The organism is Pedobacter zeae, from assembly GCF_014196715.1.
GTDB classification, from domain to species: Bacteria; Bacteroidota; Bacteroidia; order Sphingobacteriales; family Sphingobacteriaceae; genus Pedobacter; species Pedobacter zeae.
Genome location: NZ_JACIEF010000002.1, coordinates 55,054 through 80,906, shown reverse-complemented (window position 1 = coordinate 80,906; position 25,853 = coordinate 55,054). Strand labels below are relative to the sequence as shown.

Here is a 25,853-nt window from a genome sequence, read left to right as displayed (position 1 = left end):
TAATACCAACATTTAGAACTTATCAATTATGAAATCATCAATCATCAACCCAAATTCAAAAAACGAAACCTTAATTCGCGAACTGTACAGGATTGCAGAAATTCAGGATACGCAGGGATTTGTAGACTTGTTTGCAGAAGACGGCTATTTCTGGGACGTATCCGCGGGAACTAAATATTACGGACAGGATATCGGCAAAACGGTCGATGTTTATGCCACTGCTTTTCCGGATATGCACCGAGAATTATATGACCTGTATGTTTTGGAGGACGAAAATACGGTAGTGGTGGAATTGTCCTTGAACGGAACACACAATGGTCCACTACAATTGCCTTCCGGAACCATCGAAGCTACAGGAAAGGCAATGCAGACCCCTTGTTGTGATGTTTTCAAAATCGAGAACGGTAAAATCAAATCATTTCATTGTTATACCGCTGCAACGATTTTGTTGGGACAATTAGGAGTTTTTTAAACTTAATCAATCAGTATGGCTGATAAATTCATTCATACTGATTTTTAAATTGATCAATTATGGAAAATATATTAGACCTTTTGAATTGGCGTTATGCAACCAAAAGAATGACGGATGAGAAAGTGCCGGACGAAGAGCTTGAGATCATCCTGAAAGCAGCGCAACTTGCACCTTCGGGAATCGGTTTGCAGCCTTACGAGATCATTGTTATCTGCAACCCCGAAATCAAAAAACAGATTTTACCGATTGCAATGAATCAGTCTGTAACTACCGAGTCTTCCCATCTACTGGTGTTCGCCGTTTGGGACGAATATACAACAGAAAGGATTGACCACGTTTTTGATTATTTGATTTCGAAACGAAATTCTGAATCTACATCTTACGAAAGACAGCGAAATTTTGCCAAACAATTCTTTGGAAATATGAGTCTCGAAGAGAACTTTCATCACGCTTCTAAACAAGCGAACATTGCTTTAGGTATGGCAATAACAGCCGCCGCTTCGTTAAAAATTGATACGACGCCTATGGAAGGTTTTGATCCTGTCGCTCTTGATGAGTTTCTTGATCTGCATTCAAAAGGACTCAGAAGTTCAATGCTTTTGTCGGTGGGTTACCGCGACTCAGATAATGACTGGAACTTAAAAAATGAAAAAGTACGAAAGCCAATGGATGAATTTGTAACGTACCTATCGTAGAAACTCATCGAAAGATGGGCTTTTTTATTTAAAACGATTTCATTTTAGCTCAATGGAGTCAGAGACTCCTTTCCATTAAGTAAGCTTAGGAATTAGCATAACCCGATCCTCCGCACAGCAATACTAAGCAGTCGGTGCTTTGCCAAACTTTTTTTTGAACGAACTGGAAAAGTGCGAGAGCGATTGAAAACCCAAGTCGAGATAAAAGGTGGAGGGTTTTTGATGCCTGGTTTCAATCAGGTGCCTGGCTTCGTTGAGTCGTTTGTCCAGCAACCATTGCCGTGGCGGTACGTTAAAAGTTTTTTTAAAGTCGCGTTTAAAGCCTGCCAGGCTACGGCCCGTTAACCGGGCAAATTTTTCGATGGGAACATTAAACTGATAATTGCTGAGCATGAACCTTTCCAGGTCGATCTTATGCGGTTCAAAAAAATCGAACAAAAAACTTCGCAAGCCTGGCTGCGCATTAAGCAGCAGCTTAACGCCTTCTTTTATTTTCAGCATGCCCATTTCCTCGGTCAAGGCCGCAGAAGTTCGGCGGGCATAAGGTACGATAGACTGAAAATATCCCTGCAGGAATTCGTCTGTCGGAATCAGGATATTGGGCGGACCGATATACTGATGGTCCGCTTCGATCTTTTCTTCCAAAGCGATCTTACGTAGCAGGTCTTCCTGCAGGGAAATAATGATCGTTTCATAATTACCGCCAGGCAGCGGCGTTTTGGTAATGGTACCCAGCTGGTTTTTACCGATCAGCAACATTTGGCCGGTGTTCATGGCAATGGTATGGCCGGTAGTTTCCAGTTTAAACTGTCCTGAAACCTGCAAAACAAGGGTATGATGATTCCAGAAGCATACTTTCTCCCTGCGCTCGGCAGACAGATATGCATAAAAGATGACACCTGGTAGTATTTCTTCTGGGTTGACCATTATCGTTGCAAGTAAGTACCGCCTAAAATAGCGCCGATTGCAAAGGTATCATTTAAAAGTTTAATCTCTTCCGCACTAAAGCTGATGCCCATCGCCGCGATATTCTCCGGCAGCCTGGAACGTTTACTCATGCTCACCAGGGGCATGATCTGCTCGCCCTGGGCATTCACCCACGCAATGGCCAGTTGGGTTGGTGTTACGCCCTTATCCTTCGCTAACTGCTTTAACACCTCTACCTTTTCTAAATTCCTGATGAGGTTATCGCCCTGAAAGCGCGAAAAGTGGCTATGATAATCACCTGCAGGTAGTGGCGCTTTCATTTCACCGGTCAGTAAACCTTCCGCAGTATTGGCAAAGGCAACTACCGAAATACCCAATTCTTTTGCCGCGGGTAACAATTCATTTTCGATCTGACGGTCAGCCAATGAATAACCGATCTCCAGTGCGCTGATGGGATGAATCGCATTAGCTTCCCGCAATTGCGCTGCATTGATTTCCGATACGCCAATGTGCTTTACTTTTCCTTCTTTGATCAGGTCGGCTACAGTACCGATGATATCGGCCACCGGTACACTGCCATCCATGCGACAAGGTTGATACAGATCGATGGTTTCTATACCCAAACGCGTCAGCGAATAATTGATAAAATTCTTGATCGCTATGGGCCGCAGGTCTAATCCCAACCAGGCTCCATTATGAAAGATCGCGCCGAATTTTACGCTGATAAACGCATCATCGCGCCTCCCTTCTATCGCTTTACCAACCAGCATTTCGTTATGGCCGGCGCCATAAAAATCGCCGGTGTTCAAAAAGTTGATGCCCTGGTCCAATGCTTGCTGGATTGTGGCGATACTTTCTTTTTCGTCAGGAGTTGGTCCGCCCCAGACTGAAGACATGCGCATGCAGCCCAGCCCCAGCTTGGACACCAGTGGGCCGTTTTGGCCTAAATGTATTTGTTCTATGCTTTTCATAACACAAAGATGCACAAACCGCGATTAGCGAGGTTTCCTGCACGGCTCAAAAAACTTTCCTGCACGGCTCAATTACAAATTAAAATTCAGTGGGGTCAAGCATTTTTTTTATCCTGCCAGATAAAGGTACCCAGCCTTGAGGCAATAAGCCAGTTACCATTAATTCTCTCCTGTTCATTTCTAAGAAAATCCTATTTCAAAAAGATTCATCAGGTAGGCATACCTAACTTCAGTCTATCAAAGACTAGTTTTAACTCAACCTGGTCTTCACCGGGTCAGAGACGCTTTCTATTGACTAATCCATAGAACTTCTGCGGAACTCGGCGGATAGTGGGAAATGCTCCATACCCTAATTGTTTCCTGGTAAAAGCATTGAATTTCGGGTTTTTGTAAAGTGAGCAGGTCTGTTTATATTCGCTCAAAGAAAAACATGGCCCCGTTGAGACAACATATCGAAGAGATCGCCCCATTAACCGATGCGGAGTTTGATCAGGTGCAGTCTTTTTTTACCTTAAAAAAGGTGCGGAAGCATCAATACCTGGTTAACGAAGGCGACGAGGTAAAATACGAATACCTGGTCTTGTCTGGTATCTACCGGGTTTTTTATGTTGATGACCAGGGTAAGGAATACATTGTCCAATTTGCTAAAGCAGGTTGGTGGATGTCTGATTACGAAGCCTTTTTTAAACAGGGCAAAGCTTCCATGTTTATCGAGTGCCTGGTTGCGGGCGAGGTGTTTTATGCTACGCTGGATGCCCGCGAACAATTGTCGAAAGAGTTGCACCAGATGGAGCATTTTTTCCGCGTGAAGCTTACGAACGGCTATGTGGCGCAGCAACAGCGGATCAAACTGCTGCTTTCCAGTACGCCGCAGCAACGCTATGAAGCTTTTGCCAGGTTATATCCCGACCTGTTGCAGCAGGTGCCCAAAAAATTGATTGCAGAATACCTGGGCGTCAGCCGCGAAACCCTCAGCCGCCTTTACGCCGGTTAAAACCGTGTGATCCAAATCACACGATAATAGTGATCTGTTTCCTCACGCCGGCCCTTGTTTTCGGTGCAAATTTGTACTGTAATCATTCACCAAAAATCTTACAGCCATGAAAAAGCACATTTTAATCATCGTATCTAACGCAAACAGCATCGGCCCCAACAACAGGAGAACCGGAACCTTTTTACCTGAAGTAGCGCACCCTTATGCCGTTTTCAGTGAAGCTGGTTATCAAATCGATTTTGCCAGCCTTACCGGCGACACCCCCTACCTGGATGCATTGAACCTGGCTGATGATCCCGATAACCTGAAATTCCTGACAGGAAAGGGCTGGGCAGATATGCAAAAAGCGGTAAAGCTCGAAACCGCAGACCTGAAAAGCTATGATGCCATTTTTGTACCCGGTGGCTTAGCACCGATGGTGGATATGCCCGAAGCGCCATTATTGAAAAAAGTGATCGCCGAAACTTACGAGCGGGGCGCAGTTGTTGGTGCCGTATGCCACGGGCCGGTTTCGCTGCTTAACGTTAAACTGAGCGATGGCTCTTACCTCATCAATGGCAAAAACATCGCCTCATTTACTACGGAAGAAGAAGACAATTACGCCAGGCCCGATGTTCCGTTTGACCTGCAAACGGCATTGACCCAACAAGGTGCCATCTTCCATGCTGCCGCCCCATGGTCTGCCAACAGCATTGCTGACGGCCGCCTGGTTACCGGCCAGAACCCGGCATCAGCCAAAGGCGTTGGCGAAAAAATGATCGATATATTAGAAACCCTAACCGCTTAATCCATGAACACGAGCAACATACACGTATTTGCCAAATGGCAGGTTAAAGAAGGGCAGACCGGAAAGGTACTGGCCCTTCTTAAAACCGCAGCAGAAGAAAGCCGTAAAGAAAAAGGGAACCTGTTTTACCGGGTACATCAAAGTACTACAGATCCCGATACGATCATCTTGTTTGAAGGCTATACGGACGAAGCAGCATTGAATGAACACCGCAGCTCGACGCACTTTCAGGGAATCGTTATCGGCCAGATCGTCCCCTTGCTGGAAAAACGGGAAGTGATCCTGACCACACCACTTGACTAAAACTCGCGCGCTCAGGAATCGTGGGTATTGAGTATACCAAAGGTTCTAAGGACGGTTTGCGCATGCGGAATAGCTTGCAGATCCTCAAAATCGCACATTTTGGAGCTTCGTGACACAACGATTATCAAGCCTTTAGCCGAATAAGCTAGAGGCTTTTTTATTGCTGTATTTTCATAAAATTGTAACGCTTCTGGTCTGGCAAACATGCACACGCGTGCGCCAGCAAGGTGATTCATTTTAGCTCAACTGAGTCAGAGACTCCTTTCCATTAAGTAATCCGTAGAACTCCTGCGGAACTCTACAGATAGTAGGGTCGGTCAAATCTGTTATGACCAATAAATTATTCTGATTATATTGTAGCCTTAATTCATCCAAACTCTAACGCACTCATCATGGAAAACGAATTTGGCGGTTCTTGGACCGAAACGAAAATTGAGATACTGGAAAAGTACACATTTGCATATCTAACGATCATGAATAAATATCCTTTCCACATTACTTATTTCGACGGTTTTGCGGGTAGTGGGGAGATCAAGATCGGAAACGAAGATGATTATAAAGTGATAGAAGGTGCCGCACAAAAGATTGTAGATATTGGTTCACCCAGGAGTTTCGACATTTATTATTTCGTAGAAAAGGACGAAACTAAGAAGCAAAGGCTTGAGGCAACTGTCAAGAGTAAAAGATCTAACAATGTTTTTGTAGTTGCAGAAGACTGTAATGTAGTACTGGAACGTCTCGCCGGCTTTTTAAGAAAGAACAAGATGAGAAGGGCTCTTGTATTTCTGGATCCCTTCGGAATGAATCTGGACTGGAGTTCAATCGAGAACCTGAAAGGCCTTGGAGTAGATCTGTGGTTGCTAAGTCCTACAGGTGTTGGGGCAAACCGGCTGTTGAAGAAAGATTTGAACATTTCAGAGGCCTGGTGGAAGCGGCTGGAAAAGTTCTTTGGAATCGACCGTGATTTGATTACTAAAAGCATTTACAAGGAAGAGATCGTTACTGACCTTTTTGGCTCCAGAACGATCATTACTAAATCCAGTAAAGCCAATAATAAACTGTTCGAAATCTACACCGAAAAAATCAAAACTATTTTCGGACTCGTTTCTAATCCTTATGTCATTGTCAACCGAAACAATTCACTGATGTACCACTTTTTTTGCGCATCAAATAATGCGAGTGCAATCAAGATCGCAAACGACTTGGTGAACAAGCATAACAAAAAAATTTAAGCGGCCACAACAGGTAGTTTCCTGAATATTTTCCCATCAAGCTCACACCCGCCCTTGGCGTGTTTTGGATGGTTGGCATCAATTGTGGGATCATCTGGATTTGCGTTGAACTTTGACTTTCCCCATTGTTTAAAGAAGAAAGCAACATTAGCCTGATCGCACCTGGCTTTGACATAATCAATCCATTCCTTTTCCAATGGCCTAGCTTTATGTCCTGATTCCCCTCCAACGATTACCCAGTCTATATTCTTCAAATTTAACGTCCTCACCGCCCCAATAAGAGGTTCAATGGAGAGAAATTTGATCTTTGCTGGCGTTAAGGAAAGATCATCGATACGATAAGTATAATCCTCATTTTCAACTGAAACACCCATCCATATATTCCGTGTCCAAGTCAGTTGGTCTGCAAGCTCTACCAGCCTTTCCGAGCGCTTTGTCAGCACCTGATAAATATGTTGAGGGGTATTGTTCATTACAGCGAATACCGCCTTGATGAATTCTATCGGAACCTCAGGATGAAAGAGATCACTCATTGAATTCACGAATACAACCTTGGATTTTTTCCAGCCGTATGGAATGTTCAAGGTGTCAGGGTGGGTGCGAACTTTGAACCCATCCTTGTACTTCTCTACGCCCATTGCGGTGAGACGCCTAGTCATAGATTCTGCATAGCAGAACTTACAGCCAGGGCTTATCTTGCTGCAGCCTGTTACCGGATTCCATGTTAATTCTGTCCATTCAATATTTGATTGTGCCATAAATTAAATTATTATAGGTACGTCTTTTCTATTTTTGTGCAAATCTGTGGAAATATAATCAATAACAGATTTTATTTTTTTCTCTGCAACCATTTTCCTTAAGACTGTATTTGCATCTTTAAGTAAAAAACCCTCGTTCAATGTGAAAAGGTATGCTTGATTTCTCATTTTGATTTCACCTTCCAGTATTCTCTGCCGAAGTTTTTTTTCAAAAAACTCTCGCTTACTAGGGATATCGAATTCAGGAAAAAGACTCGGAGTTTGTTCATTGATCCGCTCACTATCGATATCATAGTTTGCCTCTCCCCTTAGACGATCGTTTTTCCAGGCAACACTAAGAAACTTCTCAATACCTAAGGTGTGTCGCGTCCCAAAGATGAGGCCATATATATTTCTTTCTTTTTTGATTGAAAAAGGTGCAAGATAATAAACTTTATTCCTAGGAATAAGTGATTTATAATGCGCCAATACCTTGCGGTGAATGTGGTAGTAATCTATAGTCTGCATTTCAACCGGATCAAAAGGAAAATGTTTCTGAAATTCAGGAGTATTTGCGAATCTTCTAAAATATGATGAAGAGATAAAAAACAAAAAATCTGTTTGCTTAAGGGCAATGATTTTAACAAAAAGCTCGGAAGTAATTTCTTTAATTCCATTTTGATCTAAGAAAAGAAAGTTAGCTGAATGTTTCATTGACTCATAATATTCATTAAACAGACTTTTAAAATCTCTGTTGTAAGTTTTTATAATAAAATTCCCTTCTATACCAGCTAAGCAATCTCTCAAAGACAGGTAATTGTCTTCTTCTAACTCATTAAAATGGAGAATCACAGTAAGACCTCGGCTTAAAATCACTTTCTCAAATGACCTAACAACGTTCAATGCAATAAGCGGACTCCCAGGTTTATTCAAAGAGTCCTTTCCTTGCCCGGCAAAAAAATCAAAAATTTGAACCGTTTTCCATATAGGCTCTTTCTTGGAAAAAAACACTGGTGCCCACTCTTTAAGATAATCTGTGTAGATTTTTAATTTAACAACTGTACCTTCATCAAACGGCTTCCTAAACAGATTTCTACCTGCCATAATCAAATATACTAATATTTTTAGTAAAACAAAATGTCTCCGTAAATCTTAATCGAAACGAGTATTTTATATCTAAAAGTCGAATAATCATCCGAATTTGAATAGGAAAGATTAGGTAATCCATATGAGAGCTATATCTTATCAAATACAATATAGTCGGAATTATACAAATTTGAAAACGTTTTTCTCCGGTTAGTTAACTTGATTCGGAAGTAAATCGTTACCCGCCCAAATCAAAGCGCCGTTGGTGCATGGCTTTCTTTAATGAAAAGAAAAGCATTATATAACGCTGCCAAATTCACTTTATCGCACAAACTCACACTGCTTTTGGTCCATAGCCTACAAATCGCTGTGCTTTGACCAAGTTATTGGGGTTAAAGGCTTTGGTAAAGAAATAGACATTTGTTTTGGTCAATGTACCCAGTAATTCCTCCCATGAACCTTTAATCGGCTCTTCAAGTTGATAGGGCAACATCACAGTGGTATTTATAGCGCGGGCATCGGTTGTTGCCCCAAATTCCCACAGATGGCACTCGCGTCGGGTATCAAAATTCTCTAACCAAGCCCTACCTAACCCCCGTTTTAGTTTCCCTTACCCAGAAATAAGAACCAAAATTATCCTTCTATACCGATAAATGATGATGATGCAAAATCAATCGGCCCCTACTTGCCTGTTTCCCACGTATGATCAAGCACAAAAAAATTCAATCCTAAAGTTTTGCTGTTAGAAGACCTTACCTGGTTGGCCAACGCCACATCCTGCGAAAGCATTTTACCGTAGGATGGGATCATTTTGCGCAATCCCAGTTGCCAGGCATTGGAGGCAACCTCTTTCGGGAAGCATTGTTTGAGCAAGGTGAGCATAATGTCGACAGATGTTGATGCCCCGGGCGAGGCACCCAAAAGGGCTGCAAGACTGCCATCCTGTGCGCTCACTACCTCTGTACCGAACTGAAGAACACCTCCATGAGTTTTATCCTTTTTGATAATCTGTACCCTTTGCCCTGCGGTTTCGAGTTTCCAGTCTTTGGCTTCAGCTTCAGGAAAATATTCTTTTAGCGCCTTTAAACGGTCTTCATCTGACTGGGTAACCTGGCTTATCAGGTATTTGGTTAAGGGTATATTATCCATCCCGGTCGACAGCATAGGCCACATATTTTTCAGGGTTATAGACCGGGTAAGGTCAAGGTAAGAACCCTGTTTTAAAAATTTGGAAGAAAACCCGGCGTAGGGACCGAAAAGCAGTGCCTTTTTTCCATTTATGATCCTGGTATCCAAATGTGGAACCGACATGGGTGGCGCCCCTACTCCTGCTTTTCCATATACCTTGGAGATATGCTTTTCTACGATTTTCTGGTTGTTACAAACCAACCACTCTCCGCTCACCGGAAACCCGCCAAAACCCTTTCCTTCGGGTATTTTGGATTTCTGCAGCAGCCTTAAGGCCCCGCCCCCAGCGCCAATAAAAACGAATTTTGCGCTGATGTACTTATCTTTGCCAGTCTTGAGATCGGTAACCGTTACCAACCAGGTGCCATCGGGATTTCTTTTAAGATTCTTCACCTCATGATTCAACGCTACCTTAACCCCTTTTTCTTTTTTTAAGGAGGAGATCAGGCCGCGGGTTAAACTGCCAAAATTAACGTCTGTACCGATTGACATATAGGTTGCAGCAACTTTCTGTTTACGGCTTCTGCCTTTCATTACCAAAGGCATCCATTTGGCTAGCGTATCGTAGTTTTCTGAATACTTCATCCCTTTAAAAAGCAATTGTTTACTTAAAACGTTGTAGCGTTTTTTCAGGTAAAGTACATTTTTATCGCCCCACACAAAACTGATATGTGGCACATTGTTTATAAACGAGCTTGGTGCCGGCAGCTTGCCCTCGCTAACCATATACGCCCAGAACTGTTTAGAAACCTCGAACTGCTCGTTAATGGAAATTGCTTTTTTAAATTCAATTTGCCCGTTTGGCAATTCAGGGGTATAATTGAGCTCGCAGAACGCAGAATGGCCGGTTCCGGCATTATTCCACGCATCAGAGCTTTCAGCAGCAACAAGGTCTAATCTTTCATAAATGTTGATGTTTAATTTTGGATCCAGTGTTTTGATCATTGAGCCCAGTGTTGCACTCATTATTCCTGCCCCAACCAGCACCACATCGGTTTGCTCCTGCGCTTCTTTATTTCTGCAACCCATTATAGTTACCGAAATAAGCAATATGAATAGTATATTTTTCATGCTAAAATTAATCTTAATACGTTAAATGTTTTTATTTTTTGGTGTTAGAAATAACGAGCGCCGCCACACCATGCCCAATGGTGTTGGTAATTGCCCTGGCTTCACTCATAAACCGGTCGATGCTAAGTAATACAGCAAGCCCTTCAACCGGAATGAGATGAATACTGTTTACCGTGGTTACCAAGGCCAGAAAGCCCGTGCCAGGAATACCGGTTGCACCTTTCGAGGTGAGCAGGATGATCATTACTATATTTAACAGTTCGGCCCATGAGAAGTTTATATTGTATAATTGGGCTAAAAAAATGACAGACATACCCAGGTAAACGCAGGTACCATTAAGGTTTAATGAGTTTCCTGTAACGGTTACTACCCTTACCACATCGCGCTTCAAACCTATAATTTCCAGGCGGTCCATTAATAAGGGAATTACCGAGCTGGAGGAAGAGGTACCCAATGCATATAACAGCTCGTTTTTGATCGCGGCAATAAACTTAACGATGTTCACCCTGAGTACCAGCAAGATGGACCCCAGAACTAAGAAAACAAAGAGAAACATAGCGATGTATGTTCCTGCGAGCATCTTCCCGATGGGTAGCAGGCTATCCATTCCGTATCGGCCTACCGTATAGGCTATACCGCTAAAGGCAACGAATGGTGCAAACACAAAAATATACCGCAGCAATTTCATGACAAACTTCCTGAGCAAATCGAAAAATTCAGTTGCTTTTCTTTTAAGTCCGGACTGATTAATGATTAAGCCCAGAATAACCGCTGTAAGCAGTAATATTAACATGCTGTTCTGAAGTACAACATTTACCCATTGGGGGTATTGACTGGTAATTAACTGCCCCGGTAAAATTTCAGAAAGCAGCGCTTTATTAATCTTTCCTGGCTGGATTAACAGGGCAATACCAATACCGAAAAGGATAGCACCTGTGCTGATCAAAACAAAATAAATGAGGGCTTTTATGATAATTTGCCCAATTGATTTCAGGTTGTCGAGACCGCCGAATAGGGTTACAACGGTTAGAAAGATCACCGGGGCTACAAAAGGCTCAATAGCAGAAACGAAAACACTCCCTATCCATTGCATTTTAGCAGCAGTAGCTGGATAAAAAATGCCACAGAAAACCCCAGCTACAATCGCAAGAACAATTTGTAAGCTCAAATATTGATTGAGTTTATCTACAACCAGGTCTATTTTACCGATCAGCTTCAAAATGAATGTATTAATTTTCTTATCTATGAATATAATCAATCTGCCTGTTAATCTAACAATACAGGGGCAGCATTCTTAATAATCTCACTTGCATGGGCAATGTATTTAGAGAAATGTTGTTCAAAAAGCACAGCCAGTTCGGCTGCTTTGCGATCATATTGCTGAACATCCTCCCATAAATCCCGCGGATTCAGGATTTCTGCTGGCACGCCCTCACAATGCTGCGGTACCGAAACCTTAAATACCGGGTGGTTCAAAAATGTAACATCGTCTAATTTACCGTTCATGGCTGCGGTAATAAGTGCCCGTGTATATTTTAGACTGATCCGGTTTCCTATTCCATAAGGGCCACCAATCCATCCGGTATTGACCAGCCACACCTTAATTTCGGGGTTTGCATCCAATTTTTCGCCTAACAGCTCGGCATATTTTAAAGGATGAAGGGGCAAAAACACCCTTCCGAAACATGCAGAAAAGGTCGACTGCGGTTCTGACACCCCCATTTCTGTACCTGCCACCTTTGCGGTATAACCAGAAATAAAGTGATACATGGCCTGCCCCTTGTCGAGCTTACTTATTGGCGGGAGTATTCCAAAGGCATCACAGGTGAGGAAGAATATATTTTTTGGTATACCCCCTGATGATGGTTCTTTAGCATTTTTGATAAACTGAATGGGATAGGCTACTCTTGTATTTTCGGTTTTGGAAATATCCGAAAAATCTACGCGTCCATTACCATCTATAACTACGTTCTCCAGTAGTGCCCCGGGTTTGATGGCTCCGAAAATTTCAGGCTCTTTCTGAGGGTCGAGATTTACCGCTTTCGCGTAACACCCTCCTTCAAAATTAAACACACCGTCATCAGACCAGCCGTGTTCATCATCACCTATTAATGAACGGTTGGGATCTGCACTCAGGGTTGTTTTCCCTGTGCCTGAAAGGCCAAAAAACAGCGCCACTTTACCATCCTTACCTTCATTGGCCGAACAGTGCATACTTAAAACATTATGCTGTAACGGCAAAACATAGTTTAATACACTAAAAATCCCTTTCTTCATTTCGCCGGTATAGGCCGTTCCGCCAATTAAAATGGTCTTGCGACTGAAATTAACTACCGTAAAATTCTTTTGGAGGGTCCCATCGGTCTGTGGGTCGGCTGAGAAACCTGGGGCCTGCAAAATAAGCCATTCCGCATCGGGGCTGAGCACATGGTGTGCATCGGACCTAAGAAAAAGGTTATGGCAAAATAGATTTGCCCATGGCGTTTCATTAACCACACGGATGGTTAATCCAAACCTTGCATCTGCGCAGGCATGAACATCTCTCACCCAAACTTCACGTTCAGCAAGGTAGCTTCTCATTTTTTTATACAAAATATCGAAATGAGCCTTCGAGATCGGTCGGTTTACCTCCCCCCAGTCAATGGTATCGCTGGTCGTTTCGTCGATTACGGTAAATTTATCTTTTGGTGATCGGCCGGTAAAACTTCCGGTATCCACACACAGCGCTCCCGTATGATTCAAAATCCCCTGGCCCCTTTCTAATGTCTGCCTGACGAGTTGCGCGGCTTCTAATTGGTAATGAACATACTTACCATAAAGCCTGAATCCTAATTCATGAAATGTTTCTGCTGTATTCATTTGATCTGATTTTAGTATACCAATTCTTTTTTTATGACACTATTTTTCTGATTTACATCTGATCGCACATCACTTTCTTTTTGCGGATGAAACTCCCGCTCGCTTTGCGCAACTACGATTGTAGCCACCCCATTACCAATAATGTTTGTTAATGCACGTGCTTCACTCATAAATTTATCTACCCCTAAAAGAAAGGCCAGTCCTTCTATCGGAATCTTATGGATAGCTGCAAGTGTTGAGGCTAAAACAATAAAGCCACTACCTGTTACCCCAGCTGCACCTTTGGAAGTGACCATCAGGATCCCGATGATACTTAACATCTCCCATATCGATAGGTGGACCCCGTAAAGCTGGGCAAGGAATATGATGGACATAGAAAGGTAGATTGAAGTACCATCCAGATTAAAAGAATAGCCCGTTGGAATAACCAACCCAACAACAGATTTGCTGCAGCCCATCTTTTCGAGTTTCTGCATAATCGAAGGCAATGCCGATTCGGAAGAAGATGTACCCAATACCAGCAATAACTCTTCCTTAATGTATTTGATAAATTTCCAGATACTCATTTTGTAGTATCTCATAATACCACCCAGAACTATAAATATGAACAGCCCCATGGTTAGATAAACCGTTCCCATGAGCTTAGCCAGGGGGATGAGGGTATGAAGTCCGAATTTGCCAATGGTATAAGCCATCCCACCGAAAGCACCAAGCGGTGCGAGATACATGACATATTTTAAGCCCAAAAAGACTTTTTTAGATAAATATTCTAAGCCAACAACTGCTTTTTTCCGGTGTTTGGAATAGTTAAGGACGATTCCGACAATTATGGCAACCAGTAATACCTGGATGGTGAGGTTATTCATAAAGAAATGTACCCAGTCAAAACCTTTTTCCGGTGATGAGGTATACTTCGAGGCATTTTGAATCTGCAAATTGGCTTTATCGATGTTACCCGGTTTAAAAAGAACAGCCATGCCAATGCCTATGGCGAGTGAAAAAGTGGAAACCACTTCGAAATAAATGAGGGATTTGATGCCTATTCTGCCTACTTTTTTCAGGTCGCCCATACCACTTATACCCAAAACAATGGTCAGAAAGATAATCGGGGCGATAAAGAGTTTAATAATATCGATAAAAGTTTTACCGATAATTTCCATTTTAACAGCAATTGCGGGGGCAATACTGCCCAATAGAACGCCAGCAATAATGGCAATGAGCACCCAAAAAGTAAGGTTGGTTGCAATTCGCATCCAAATGCGACGGGTCGCCTGGGTTTGCTGATCTAATGTTTGAGGTAATTTTTCGATTAACATGGCTCTTTTTTATTAGTCTATATTGATATGGTACATTAAAACGAACATCATTTTCCGGTCAGATACTTTTAGCCCATTACCCTGATCGGTATATATGGGCCTGCTTTGAGCATTAAAAACAAGTTTCGATGCATGGTCTTTTAATAATAAGGTAAGTCCTAAATCGTAACTGATCATAGGGTCGGCGAGACGTTCAAACCTGGAATATTGAATACCGAAAGCAGGCATCAGCCTCAGGCTTTTCTTTTGCTGATTGAAATAAGGGAGGGTGACACCAGATTGCAGGTAAAAGCTATGCCCGGTGCCTACAACCGGATAACTATTGCCAGCCCCGTTGAAGGCCGCCTGTTTACTATCCGTTCCGTTTGCAATATTGTTTATTCCCAGGTTTCTGATGTAGCCCGGTCCATAATCATGAAGAAATGCTGCTGAATAAAAATTAAATGATGTTCCCCTGCTCAGGTTAACCGGGGTATCGAAGAAAATGTCTGCGCAGAACAGTTTCATATCATTTAGCAGGGTATCTCCGGATTTCAGGCTCCAGAGCAGGTCTTTCTGATATTCCATCCCTACGCCAAGGCTCAATACCTTTTTTTTACCTAAATAGCTTCCCGGCGATGTAGGCGTACTGTTTTCCTTTTCAAAAAACTGCCATTTGAAATACGATGAAAAGTTGGGATTAACCTCCAGGTTATTAAAGGTAGAAATGTCTGGCAAAGGCTTCCCGGTTTGGGGTACGTAAGTTTTAGCGACGATAAACCGGTAGTCTAACTTTCCCAGCTGGCCTTTAAAAAAAACATTCAGGTTCCTGAGGGTAAGATCTGTTCTGTTTACATTACCCAGCATGATAAAAGGTACATCATACAATAAAGTAGCCGTTGGACCGGAAGCAAAGCGGGTAAGCCCTTTCCAGTTAGACCTGCCTGCCCCTAAAGTAAATTTGTTGCTCAGTTTATATTCGCCATAGGCATCAAGTAATTCAAAAGCACTTTCTTGATCAGAAAGATAGGTCAGGTTGGTTGTTCCTCCCTGAAAAACCATGGTGAGCCGATCCGTTGGCGCGATCACCATTTTCATGCGAAGCCTTCTTAAAGAAATATCAGCGGTTGATTTTACGGCACTTTCATTTACCTTACTGCCAGGATTCAGCTCGGTATATCTTGCCCAAATCTGCGCATAACCTGAAAATGCGATAAAATGTGTTTTATCATCGTTCAAGTAATACTTTAGTGGCTTATTGGCTTTTTTTTCCTGGGCATTTACGGTTAACCAGCTCCCCACAAAAAGGAAAATGACTAATGAGCACCTGATAAATGATAGGCTCATGCCGTCGTTTATAAAAAAAATAGGGATATTAGCCTTCATTTAATCTCAACTAGGCGGATGTTAATCCGTTGTCTATATTTGGTTAATTCCGGTACGAATAATTGTAACGGGTTAATAAATATGCACCTATCTTAAGCTTAAGAAGATTTATATCAATAAACTACACGAATTATTAACAAACAACAACTCAAGCCCCTTATAAATGAATCTGCTGGTTAACCTGATACTCCTGATTTTGGTGCTTAGGCTCTCTTTTGATAAAAAAGTGATGCATTTCTTAGTCAATGGCCGTTGGCCCGGATTAATTATCATTCAGCACATTGTCTTCTGGCTGGTATTCTTATCGGTAAGCGGTTACATTTATCTGAACTTTTGGGACTTAAAAGAGGCAGCACTGCGGTTGTTATTTATGCTTTGCATTAACATCCCTGTTTATTTATTATGCTTTAGCGTTTTGGTACCAGCGTATTACCAGACGAAGCGCTATGGGGAATATGTACGCTATATTGCGGCTATTTTTGTAATTTCGAGTTTGGTGAGGATACTCATTGAGCCTCAACTTTTCGGGGCGGAGATTAATGGTGGTTATCTCTTTATGATTTACCTGATGCAGATCATCATCATTTTAGTTCCCTCCATTCAGGGCATTTCAAAATACAAACTAATTGCGGAGCGTGAACTTGCAGAACTCAGCCTGAGAAAAAAAGAAGCAGATCTCGAACTGCTAAAATCAAAAATAAATCCTCACTTTTTGTTTAATACCCTGAATAATATCTATTCGCACAGTTATGCTACAGATGGAAGCTCGGCCAATTTAATTAAGCAGTTAAGCCTATTGATGCAGTATACGACTTACGAAATTTCTAAAAACACCATACCGGTAGAGCGGGAATTGCAAATGATTATCGCCTTAAATAGCCTCTATCAACTAAAACATGGCTCCGAATTAGATATCGTTCTATCTTTCCCGGATAATAATCTATTTGAAATTGTTGAAATCCCACCAACGATTTATCTCACGCTGTTTGAAAATGCCATTAAATATGCAGCTATCGGATCCGACAAGACGGCCAGAATTAAAGCATCCGTGAGTATTTCTGACGTTCAGCTGGAATTTTACATTGAAAATTCAATCTCCAATAAAATCATCGACAGCGATGATACCACCTATCGTGGTGTAGGCATGAAAGTGCTTGAAAATATTCTCGAAAACCATTATCAAAGTAATTATAAATTTGAAAGCAGTAATGATGGTAGTGTATACAAAGCAATTTTAAACATCTATTTATGAAACCGATAAAGGCCATTTATGTTGATGATGAGGCTCCTGCGCTGGAACTCATCAAAAAATATTGTTTGGACATGCCCGAAATTGAACTCATGGATACCTTTTTAGATCCCAGAGAAGCCCTGGATGACCTATTATTGGAATCTGTAGAACTATTGATCCTCGATATTGAGATGCCTGGCTTATCCGGAACAGACTTCCTGGCATTGGTTCCAAAAGGTAAACTCTGTATCTTCATTACTGCTGATCCGACCTATGCTGCCAAAGCTTTCGATATGGACGTTATCGACTACCTGGTTAAACCTGTTTTTCCTGACCGGTTCAAAAAAGCAGTTCAAAAGGCTATTGACTATTTGAAATTTTCGGCATCTGAAGCAGAACAATCCTACCTGACATTTAAATCTGACTACAAATTGAATAGGGTTTTATTGGATGATATACAGTGGATCGAAGGATTTCGTGAATATATTAAAATCGTAACCAGGTTTAAGCAGTATCTTGTATTACAACGGCTTTCAGATTTCATGAACAAAAATGGCGAACTGGGATTTGTCCGCATTCACAAATCGTATATTGTAAGAAAAAAAGATATTGTCTCCATAGGTGCCCAAAGTGTTCAGGTAAAAGGCGGCAAGCAATTACCCATTGGAAGAACCTATAAAGATTTGTTAAAATAAAACTGCTTAAAAGCACCTGGTTTGGGGTTCAGGTTTTTTGTTTTGGAAGCACACATTACCTGCCAAAATCAAAGCGCCGTTGGTGCATGGCTTTCTTTAATGAAAAGAAAAGCATCATATAACGCTGCCAAATTCACCTTATCGTACAAACTCACACTGCTTTTGGTACCATAGCCTACAAATCGCTGTGGTTTGACCAGGTTATTGGGGTTAAAGGCTTTAGTGAAGAAATAGACGTTTTTTTTGGTCAATGTACCCAGTAATTCCTCCCATGAACCTTTGATCGGCTCTTCTAGTTGATAGGGCAACATCACAGTGGTGTTTACAGCCCGCGCATCGGTTGTTGCCCCAAATTCACCGATCGCCGTCCCTGTACCCAGAACGAAATAATTGTTGGGAAATAGTTTTAGCAGGTATTTTCCCGTTCCGCCAACAGAATTATCATATATCTCTTTTTTCCCAAGGTGGGCATCGTGTGCCCAGATAATCACTTTATCTTCCTTTCCTTTTATCATCAAAGCGGTATTGTGGGCCATGATGCTATCTCTCGGTACATATTGGGATTTTGGCTTAAACGGCTCAAATCCCTGTTTAAGATTGCTAATCGCCAACAGCAGATCAGACCGGAGGCTTGTTTCCATTTCTGTTTTTTTAACTTGCTGTTCCAGGGAATCGGCGGTGAAATAGGCCTGGCCGCAATATTGGTTCAGTAACTTCCAATCTACCTTAAAATCTTTTTGGTTCATGCCAAACCAGGCCGCATCTTGGAGATTGGCAGCAGCACTCAAACGCTCAACTGCTTTCGGGAAACTGTTCATACCTGCTTTTTTAAGCAAAAGCGTGATCATATCAACGTCAGGCTTTTGAACCGGGAAGTCTATACCGTTTACCGAAACCTTTTTTTTGTGGCTTTGATTATATACCCTGATCCAATCCAGCAGTTCCTTTGTTTCTTTGTTCTGCCAGATTCCGATCATGTATTTTTTCATCAACGCAGTAACATCGGTTGCCTGGTTTAACTGCTGGTTCATTAACCACATCTCGGCAACATCATTCTCGAAAGCAACATGATTAAATCCTTTTTCCTCGATCAATATCCTGCTGATATAATACCGGAGTTTATAAAACTCTGCCGTTCCGTGCGTTCCTTCTCCCAGGCCTACAATCTGCTTCTCCCCCATTTCGGCAATTAAGGGTTTAACGGAGGCTTTAAATTTTTCATAGCTTTCAAGCGAGACGTTCTTCAGCGATTTTTTTTGGACAACAGTTAATTTCGCCACCGTATCTTTTTGCTGGGCGAAGACGGCCTGGCTGTTGGACAGAAAAATGATGACCAGGCAAATGCTTATTAAGGTAATGTGTTTCATGATGTATTATTTTATGAAGCAAAAGAATGAGCATTTACCGGTAGCATGAAAAAAATCCGACTACAGGCTTTGCCTGCACGATCAATCAACCTGGGCGCCTGTTCGTCGTGCAAAACGGGAGGTTAGTCGGGCGGTAAAAACTATTTCAACTATTTTAGCGATTTTTGGAAGGTGAACAAAAGAACAGCCTTCAACTTCTCCACCATATTCGAAATCCTGATCTGGGTATTTTATGTCACATTATATAAATATTCTTACCTGATCGAAAATTCGGGATTACAGCGAATTCCTGGTAACGATTTCCCTTATCCCATGATCTGCCTGTTTGGAATTTGCAGCACATTACCCATTATTCCCTATTACCGGTGGGCCATTCCGAAACTGCTGCACCTGAAAAAATATATTGCCCTTATACTGATCACGGTAGTATACTTCATCTTTATGACGCCCTACATCAACATGTTCCTGGCCTGGATTTTCAGGCAGTTTACCTATGGTAATCCGGTATACGCCTATTTCGACCACCAGCACAGGGGCTTCTTTTCAGACTGGAACCTGATCATGACGGATTCGATAGCCTTTTTAAGCATCGCTTTCTCGAGGTTCTCCTACCAGAACGAAGTAATGCGGCACAAGGTAGAAACCGACCATTTGAAGCTCCAGTTAGACCTGTTAAAGGCACAGCTCCAACCTCATTTTCTGTTCAATACGCTGAACAGTTTATACGGCATGAGCCTGGTACAATCTAAAGATACCTCCAGGTTTATTTTATTGCTGTCGCAAATGATGCAGTATATTTTGTATGATGGTAACCAGGAAGAGGTACCGCTAAGCGAAGAAGTTAATTTCTTAAAGGGATATTTCGAGATTGAGCAGAAAAAATTTCCGGAGGCTTCAATCCGGTTTAACATCCCCGAAACCATACCGGATATGAAAGTGCCTCCGCTCTTATTTTTGCCTTTGGTAGAAAATGCGTTTAAGCATGGCAGGCACAAACTGGAGAATAAGGCTGGCGTTACGGCCGGATTGTTGTTGGATCAACAGGGTTTGTTCTTCAAAATAGAAAATGAGATGTTGCCACCCCAGCCCTTAAAAAGCAGCCGGGGCGGTATAGGATTGGTGAACATTAGAAAAAGACTGGAACTCTATTACCCGGGCAAACATAAGCTCCGGGTACAGGAATTAAACGGGATGTATACAGCAGACCTCAGCATAACCTTGAAATGAAGTGTGTAATTTTAGACGATGAGCCATTTGCGCATGATGTGCTGAAACATTATATCGCACAAACTCCCGGCATGACGCTGGTAGCGCAGTTCAGAAACGCTGTAGAAGCATTCGAATATCTGGGAAACCATCAGGTTGATTTGCTTTTTCTGGACATCGAAATGCCGCTCATTAACGGCGTGAGCTTTCTGAAAGCGCTAAAACATAGGCCCAATACCATTTTTACAACTGCCTTTAAAGACTACGCCTTCGAAGGTTTTGAGCTGGGTGTGGCCGATTATCTTTTAAAGCCTTTTTCGTACGAGAGATTTATGAAGGCTATTGACAGGCTTTCGCCAAAGATTGAAGCAGGCAATACCTTTGAAGACCAGCTGGTGATCAGGACAAAAGATGGCTACCTCACGATCAGACAGCAGGACATTAAATTAATTGAGGGCAGCAAAGACTATATAAAAATCATCACCACTACTGGAACGCATTTGCTCTATCATACGCTGAAGGGAATTTTGGGCAAGTTGAACCAGAAATATTTCATCCAGTCGCACCGCTCTTACCTGGTTAATAAATTAGTTGTTGCCCGCATTGTACAGGATAGCCTGGTCCTCAACGACCAGCAATTTATTCCCATCGGACAAGCCTATAAAAAGCAATTATTGGAGAAGTTAGGTATTTAGGTTTGGTAATCATCAATTTCATGGAGAAAACACAATAAGAAGCCAGGACATCCATCCTGGCCTTCATCATTAACTAAACTATACTTCTACTCATTTATCTTTATGATTACCTGATCGTTTTATAAATCCAATCTTTAATTAAGGTAAGTACCGCTATTGAAACGCCTGCCTGGATTTTCGAAATTTCTTTATTATCACAACTTTCGCAAGGCAATAGTAAATGGTTCAAGCCCTGAATTTTCACTGTGGTTACCTTCCTGTTTCCTCCCTCCGATGCAAATTTTTTCCAATTGGCCAGGTTATCATCTGCAGCTACCATTAAATCTTTATCGCCATTAATGGCAAGGATTGGAACTTTGACCTGACGAATGGTTTTTTCGGCATCATACCGTATAAAATAGCGGTACCAGGCCCCTTTCGAGTTTTGCACATAACTATAAATCGGAAAACGGAAATGGTCAAACTGGATATTCAGGGTTTTGAAATAGGCATCATCCTTAACTTTCCATTGCTGGTAAGCCTCGTTAAGCTTCATTTCCAGGCTATCGGAATTTGCATAACGATAAGCGGTTTTAAACATAATGGCATTAATTTCATTTGAGCGTTTCTTATCGTAATCAGGCAATGCCGATGCCGCAACAAGATCTGCGTTCTGTTTAAGCTGGGCATCCAATCCGCTCATGGCTAAACCGGCAATACTCACTAAAAATTTAACAGCTTTACTTTCAGCGGCTGCAATGGAGATGGCTGCTCCGCCCTCGCTGTGTCCCATCAAACCGATTTTATCAGGATCGATATCTTTTCTCGATTTGAGGTAGGCCACTGCGGCAAGTGCATCTGTAGCAAAATCGCCCGTGGTGGCCGTTTCATAAACTCCCGTGGTGGTGCCAACACCCCTGTCGTCGGTACGCAACATGGCAATGCCCTGTGCTGCAAGATAGTTGGCCATCTGCTCAAAAATCCGGTGTCCGGCCATGGTACCGTTGCGGTCCTGCTTGCCCGTGCCCGATACCATCACCAAAGTTGGGAACGATTTTTTGCCAACCGGTTTGCTCAAGGTACCGCCAAACACAATTTTCCCATCGGCGCTTTTAAAGCGAACACTATCTGACGTGACCTTAAAAACCCTTTCTCCCTTCGCACTGCAAGCAAAGACCGAAAAGAGCAGAAAAATAAAAGCGAAATACCTCATTATTTGCCTGTTTTTGTCATATCCACCATAGCAGAAATCTCGTCTGCCAGTTCGGTAGCGCTGCCTTTAAAACCAACCGTAATGAAACGGGCATTTCCATTGGAATCTACAATTATTTTTTGCGGGATCCCCGAGAGGTTAAATGCCTTGCAAACGCGTTCGAATACTTCGCCGGTAGCTTTGGCATCTTTTGCTTTATTATCAAACAACACATTAAAATTGTAATGATTATCTTTAATATATCGGGCCACCTCTGCTTTATAATTTGCCGAACGTTCTTCGGTATCTACAAAGTAGAAAACAACATTTGGATCGCCTGCATATTTGTCGACAGCCAATTTCATTCCCGGAAAGGATGCTTTACAGGGCACACACCAGGTTGCCCAGAAATCGAAAACCACGGTTTTTCCTTTTAGGTCGCCCAACTTCACGGTTGCGCCGTTCAGATCTTCCATAGCAAAATCGACCATCGGCTTGCTGAACATTTCTTTTTTGATTTCCTCAGCCATTTTCTCGCCCCCGGCGCTATTTCTCAAACCGTTTAAATATTGGTCGTAACCCTTCTCACTGCCGGTTCTTTTGATGTACATATCCTTAAGCATCGATAGCATTTCGGCACTGCTCTGGTTTTCAAAAACGCTTTTTTCTAAAAGGGTTCTGAGCGCCGGCTTGTTGCCAAGGTGGGTTAATATGCTGGCCAATTCTGCGTTCAGGGTAGCACTGGTGTACCCAAGCAATAATTTAGATTGGTTGGCATAAGCCAATGCCTGTTGGTAACGGCCCGCTGTATTTAATAAATGAGCGTGAATCGGCAAAATGCGTTTGGCGATAGATCCGTTTACGAATTTAACCCACTCTTCCGGAGAAAAATAAGCGTATTCATCCGGGCGGTTATCCCTGAGCATTTCGATTCTTTTTATTATTTTTTCAGAAACCGGAAGCAGTGCTTTTTCCGTTACTTCTTTCCTGCTGAAGGGAATTTCTACAATTTTATAATAAAGCGTTGGCAACATGCTAAAAGGCATTTTCCCGATGTATTTATCCAGCTCGGCATAGTTCTTATCGGCATAAGCGCCCAAAACAATGATGTTCTGATAAATCGTCGGATAATCTATCCTGTTTTCGCGGGCAAATTCTTCATTGCCCCCTTGTTCCGGAAAATCGATCAAAAACTGCCTGTTAGCCTTTAAGAGCAGGTTCACATCCGACCCTACCGGCATCGCTTTAAAAGCATGCAAACGGGCCAGGCTACCCTTTGGGAAACGTTGTAGCATGACCTGATCAACTGAATCGGCAGCAGCCTTATCTTGCATGATCCGGAGGAGTATTCTTCTGGCGTTTAGTAAATCTGTCTCACTGGCATCGGCTCTTCTAAGATAATTGAGCACCCTTTGTAATCGCGGCCCGGCATCATTTTTATAGGTTGCCTTTGTGGCCAGTGCATAAGGATAAACAAGGACTGATTTTGCCGATTGGTTAAAGCTGATCTCCTGATTTAACCAGTGGTAGGTTGCCGAATCACTGATGCCCTCAAATTTAATATAACCCGGAATGTCCATTCCGTATTTCGGGGAACGTGCCAGCCCCCATCCGGCATAGGCACCCTTTGCCATTGCACCTGCGCGGTCTTTATCCAGGAACATGGTAAAATACCCCGCTTCTTTATTATTGTCTACCAGTGTATCGGCCTTAAATTTCACCGCGATTATTCCGCAGTCGGCCGGCACCTTGTACGGCGCCTTCCAAACCTTACCAGTGGCGCTTAAGTTCAGGTCTGATGCATACCACTTGTAGTTCCGGTAAGCATAAACCACTGCCCTTACATTTTTCCGGTTGTTCAGTATGGTGCCTGCCGCATCGTAAACGATTTCAATCTCCTGGCCCGGATTAGCCCTTTCCGGAACAATGCGGAAGCTGCCGGGTGTTTGGGCAAATGCCGCAGCTGCCCATAGCGAGAGCGTAATTAAGAACAGGGCTGATTTTTGAACTCTTTTTTTCATTGGGGATCGGTTTAGCTGCCGGGCTCGGTGCCCGGCAGCATTTATTTGTGTTGTTATTGTTTTACTCAGGGATTTTTTTCCAGTTCGGGATTCAGATTCGTCAGGAATTCTGCGATCGGAAATACATACCTTTCGCTGTTTGGCGCAAGGGTATAGGTGGTACCGTTCACCGTACGCGTATAGGTACGCTGAAATGCTGTTTCGCTTTTTAACCTGCGCATATCCCACCAGCGCAGCATGCGCCCAATAAATTCCCTTCTCCGCTCCTCAATTACCTTAACCAATGCATCTGCCGGCGAAGAGGCCGTTAATGCGACGTAATCTGCCGGCTTGAATCTTTTGATCCTCAGGTTATTTACCCATAACATGGCATTTGCAGCATCGTTATTCCGGGCGAAATATTCGGCTTTAATCAGCATCATTTCAGGTACGTTAGGCCCCACGTTACGTGTTTCCCCGATCCTTGCCTCGCGGTAGCTGTAGCGGCCGGTAAGTGTTGATGATATTGTTGATGCCGGAACGGTTAACAGCTGATAGCGTTGATCTGCTGTGCCAAGAAGGGAAAGGATTTCGTCACTCAAACGGTATGCTGTTGGCGAAAAGCTAAGCGCATTTCCGGCTGCAAGCTTCGATAGCAGAATCTCGGGGTCGGTAATGCGGCGCGGGTAATTTGCGCTGCTGACGCTGCTAAGTGCCCCCAAATCGTTAAGTGTGCTTCTTAACGCCAATGCCATATCGGCATATTTATTTGCGTTTGCGTAATCGTTCATGTACAGATAACAGCGGGCAAGCTCTCCATAGGCACTTGCTTTTGATGGCAGGGTATTGTAAGCCTGTGAATTGGGTAAAGCCGGTATGGCACTCGTCAGGTCTTCAATGATCTGGTTGTAAACCACCTGCAGCGATGCGCGGTTTAAACTTTGACTCATTGTTTGTTTTAAAATAAGTGGTACCCCGAGGTCTGTAGCTGCCGAACCTGCCTGGTAGGGTTTGGCATAGGTATTTACCAACGCCAGGTACGCATCTGCCCTGTGCACTTTTGCCTCTGCAATCATCTCTGCTTTCTCAGCATCGGTTCCGTTTGCTTCCGGCAACTCCTGGATAATGGTATTGCAATAAAGAATGTTGCTGTACAACCTGTTCCAGTTATCGTCCTGTTCGTAATTAGTACCGATTGGGAATATGACCGATTTCCAGGTATAGCTATTGATGTAATAGCCATAGTTTAGCCCCCCTGTTAAGCCATTAATCTGGGCGGCATCAACGATATTGAGTTCATCAGAGGCAAAATCGCCCAGGTTGGTGTTTTGCTCGAAGTTGGCAGGTGTATTAAGCAGGTATCTGTAATTGATCGCCTGGTTGGGTACCAAGTTGCCCTGCGTTTTAATATCGACATATTTTTCGCATCCTGTTGCGAAGAGCGCCACAACACCGATAAAAAAGAATTTATATGACTGTTTCATA

General features: G+C 42.8%; 24 protein-coding genes. 10 read left to right on the top strand and 14 right to left on the bottom strand.

The annotated features are described in order from the left end of the window. Nucleotides 1-28: 28 nt before the first annotated feature. Nucleotides 29-472: a nuclear transport factor 2 family protein gene (locus tag GGQ60_RS06970; protein ID WP_183761536.1), complete on the top strand. Its 444-nt coding sequence runs from the start codon at nucleotides 29-31 to the stop codon at nucleotides 470-472. 59 nt (nucleotides 473-531) lie between these two features. Beyond that, nucleotides 532-1,167 carry an NAD(P)H-dependent oxidoreductase gene (locus GGQ60_RS06965; protein WP_183761533.1) on the top strand — a complete coding sequence of 212 codons (636 nt, stop codon included), beginning with the start codon at nucleotides 532-534 and terminating at the stop codon, nucleotides 1,165-1,167. Between the two features lie 123 nt (nucleotides 1,168-1,290). Here GGQ60_RS06965 and GGQ60_RS06960 read toward each other — a convergent pair whose 3' ends face one another. Then, nucleotides 1,291-2,094: a helix-turn-helix domain-containing protein gene (locus tag GGQ60_RS06960; protein ID WP_183761530.1), complete on the bottom strand. Its 804-nt coding sequence runs from the start codon at nucleotides 2,092-2,094 to the stop codon at nucleotides 1,291-1,293. Beyond that, nucleotides 2,094-3,065 carry an aldo/keto reductase gene (locus GGQ60_RS06955; RefSeq protein ID WP_183761527.1) on the bottom strand — a complete coding sequence of 324 codons (972 nt, stop codon included), beginning with the start codon at nucleotides 3,063-3,065 and terminating at the stop codon, nucleotides 2,094-2,096. Before GGQ60_RS06955 ends, GGQ60_RS06960 begins: the two co-directional genes overlap by 1 nt. A gap of 430 nt (nucleotides 3,066-3,495) precedes the next feature. On the opposite strand from GGQ60_RS06955, the gene GGQ60_RS06950 reads away from it, so the two are divergent. The 4 genes from GGQ60_RS06950 (at nucleotide 3,496) to tcmP (GGQ60_RS06935) (ending at nucleotide 6,381) form a co-directional block, all read left to right on the top strand. Next, entirely contained in the window at nucleotides 3,496-4,059 is a 564-nt protein-coding gene (locus GGQ60_RS06950) for a Crp/Fnr family transcriptional regulator (protein WP_183761524.1), read from the top strand. A gap of 106 nt (nucleotides 4,060-4,165) precedes the next feature. Continuing rightward, complete coding sequence (locus GGQ60_RS06945) at nucleotides 4,166-4,846, top strand: type 1 glutamine amidotransferase domain-containing protein (RefSeq protein ID WP_183761521.1); 681 nt, start codon at nucleotides 4,166-4,168, stop codon at nucleotides 4,844-4,846. 3 nt (nucleotides 4,847-4,849) lie between these two features. Continuing rightward, the gene (locus GGQ60_RS06940) at nucleotides 4,850-5,149 is read left to right on the top strand and encodes a putative quinol monooxygenase (protein WP_183761518.1); all 300 of its coding nucleotides are present in this window, start codon (nucleotides 4,850-4,852) and stop codon (nucleotides 5,147-5,149) included. 392 nt (nucleotides 5,150-5,541) lie between these two features. After that, nucleotides 5,542-6,381 carry a three-Cys-motif partner protein TcmP gene (gene tcmP, locus GGQ60_RS06935; protein WP_183761516.1) on the top strand — a complete coding sequence of 280 codons (840 nt, stop codon included), beginning with the start codon at nucleotides 5,542-5,544 and terminating at the stop codon, nucleotides 6,379-6,381. On the opposite strand, the gene GGQ60_RS06930 is transcribed toward tcmP (GGQ60_RS06935), so the two are convergent. The 8 genes from GGQ60_RS06930 to GGQ60_RS06895 all read right to left on the bottom strand — a co-directional run bounded on the left by GGQ60_RS06930 (nucleotide 6,378) and on the right by GGQ60_RS06895 (nucleotide 15,964). Then, complete coding sequence (locus GGQ60_RS06930; RefSeq protein WP_183761513.1) at nucleotides 6,378-7,139, bottom strand: DUF5131 family protein; 762 nt, start codon at nucleotides 7,137-7,139, stop codon at nucleotides 6,378-6,380. The two genes, tcmP (GGQ60_RS06935) and GGQ60_RS06930, sit on opposite strands and share 4 nt — an antisense overlap. Before the next feature lie 3 nt (nucleotides 7,140-7,142). Next, the gene (tcmP, locus tag GGQ60_RS06925; RefSeq protein WP_183761510.1) at nucleotides 7,143-8,222 is read right to left on the bottom strand and encodes a three-Cys-motif partner protein TcmP; all 1,080 of its coding nucleotides are present in this window, start codon (nucleotides 8,220-8,222) and stop codon (nucleotides 7,143-7,145) included. A 316-nt stretch (nucleotides 8,223-8,538) separates the two neighbouring features. Further along, nucleotides 8,539-8,697: a hypothetical protein gene (locus tag GGQ60_RS06920; protein WP_183761507.1), complete on the bottom strand. Its 159-nt coding sequence runs from the start codon at nucleotides 8,695-8,697 to the stop codon at nucleotides 8,539-8,541. A gap of 188 nt (nucleotides 8,698-8,885) precedes the next feature. Then, nucleotides 8,886-10,463: a malate:quinone oxidoreductase gene (locus GGQ60_RS06915; RefSeq protein ID WP_183761504.1), complete on the bottom strand. Its 1,578-nt coding sequence runs from the start codon at nucleotides 10,461-10,463 to the stop codon at nucleotides 8,886-8,888. A 31-nt stretch (nucleotides 10,464-10,494) separates the two neighbouring features. Beyond that, nucleotides 10,495-11,721: a cation:dicarboxylate symporter family transporter gene (locus GGQ60_RS06910; RefSeq protein WP_183761501.1), complete on the bottom strand. Its 1,227-nt coding sequence runs from the start codon at nucleotides 11,719-11,721 to the stop codon at nucleotides 10,495-10,497. An 8-nt stretch (nucleotides 11,722-11,729) separates the two neighbouring features. Further along, nucleotides 11,730-13,322 (bottom strand): phosphoenolpyruvate carboxykinase (ATP), encoded by a 1,593-nt coding sequence (pckA, locus tag GGQ60_RS06905; protein WP_183761498.1) that lies wholly within the window; start codon nucleotides 13,320-13,322, stop codon nucleotides 11,730-11,732. Between the two features lie 11 nt (nucleotides 13,323-13,333). Continuing rightward, a complete protein-coding gene (locus GGQ60_RS06900; protein ID WP_183761494.1) occupies nucleotides 13,334-14,638 on the bottom strand; it encodes a cation:dicarboxylate symporter family transporter in 1,305 nt (434 codons plus the stop codon). 12 nt (nucleotides 14,639-14,650) lie between these two features. Further along, the gene (locus GGQ60_RS06895; protein WP_183761491.1) at nucleotides 14,651-15,964 is read right to left on the bottom strand and encodes a hypothetical protein; all 1,314 of its coding nucleotides are present in this window, start codon (nucleotides 15,962-15,964) and stop codon (nucleotides 14,651-14,653) included. A 202-nt stretch (nucleotides 15,965-16,166) separates the two neighbouring features. Between GGQ60_RS06895 and GGQ60_RS06890 the strand changes: the two genes are divergently transcribed. Both GGQ60_RS06890 and GGQ60_RS06885 read left to right on the top strand, forming a co-directional pair. Next, complete coding sequence (locus GGQ60_RS06890; RefSeq protein WP_183761486.1) at nucleotides 16,167-17,255, top strand: sensor histidine kinase; 1,089 nt, start codon at nucleotides 16,167-16,169, stop codon at nucleotides 17,253-17,255. Further along, nucleotides 17,252-17,929, top strand: coding sequence for a LytR/AlgR family response regulator transcription factor (locus tag GGQ60_RS06885; RefSeq protein WP_183761483.1), 678 nt, complete (start codon nucleotides 17,252-17,254; stop codon nucleotides 17,927-17,929). The genes GGQ60_RS06890 and GGQ60_RS06885 overlap by 4 nt, the downstream gene beginning before the upstream one ends. Before the next feature lie 68 nt (nucleotides 17,930-17,997). Here GGQ60_RS06885 and GGQ60_RS06880 read toward each other — a convergent pair whose 3' ends face one another. After that, nucleotides 17,998-19,296 (bottom strand): erythromycin esterase family protein, encoded by a 1,299-nt coding sequence (locus tag GGQ60_RS06880; RefSeq protein ID WP_183761480.1) that lies wholly within the window; start codon nucleotides 19,294-19,296, stop codon nucleotides 17,998-18,000. Nucleotides 19,297-19,467: 171 nt separating this feature from the next. Here GGQ60_RS06880 and GGQ60_RS23095 point away from each other — a divergent pair, with 171 nt between their 5' ends. Further along, a complete protein-coding gene (locus tag GGQ60_RS23095) occupies nucleotides 19,468-20,523 on the top strand; it encodes a sensor histidine kinase (RefSeq protein ID WP_183761477.1) in 1,056 nt (351 codons plus the stop codon). Beyond that, nucleotides 20,520-21,197, top strand: coding sequence for a LytR/AlgR family response regulator transcription factor (locus GGQ60_RS06870; RefSeq protein ID WP_183761472.1), 678 nt, complete (start codon nucleotides 20,520-20,522; stop codon nucleotides 21,195-21,197). Before GGQ60_RS23095 ends, GGQ60_RS06870 begins: the two co-directional genes overlap by 4 nt. 106 nt (nucleotides 21,198-21,303) lie before the next feature. On the opposite strand, the gene GGQ60_RS06865 is transcribed toward GGQ60_RS06870, so the two are convergent. From GGQ60_RS06865 to GGQ60_RS06855, 3 genes are all read right to left on the bottom strand, one after another. Next, on the bottom strand, nucleotides 21,304-22,389 hold the full coding sequence (locus tag GGQ60_RS06865) for an alpha/beta hydrolase (RefSeq protein ID WP_183761469.1): 1,086 nt from the start codon (nucleotides 22,387-22,389) through the stop codon (nucleotides 21,304-21,306). Further along, the gene (locus tag GGQ60_RS06860) at nucleotides 22,389-24,389 is read right to left on the bottom strand and encodes a TlpA family protein disulfide reductase (protein ID WP_183761466.1); all 2,001 of its coding nucleotides are present in this window, start codon (nucleotides 24,387-24,389) and stop codon (nucleotides 22,389-22,391) included. Before GGQ60_RS06860 ends, GGQ60_RS06865 begins: the two co-directional genes overlap by 1 nt. Before the next feature lie 65 nt (nucleotides 24,390-24,454). Then, entirely contained in the window at nucleotides 24,455-25,852 is a 1,398-nt protein-coding gene (locus tag GGQ60_RS06855) for a RagB/SusD family nutrient uptake outer membrane protein (RefSeq protein ID WP_183761463.1), read from the bottom strand. Nucleotide 25,853 lies beyond the last annotated feature (1 nt).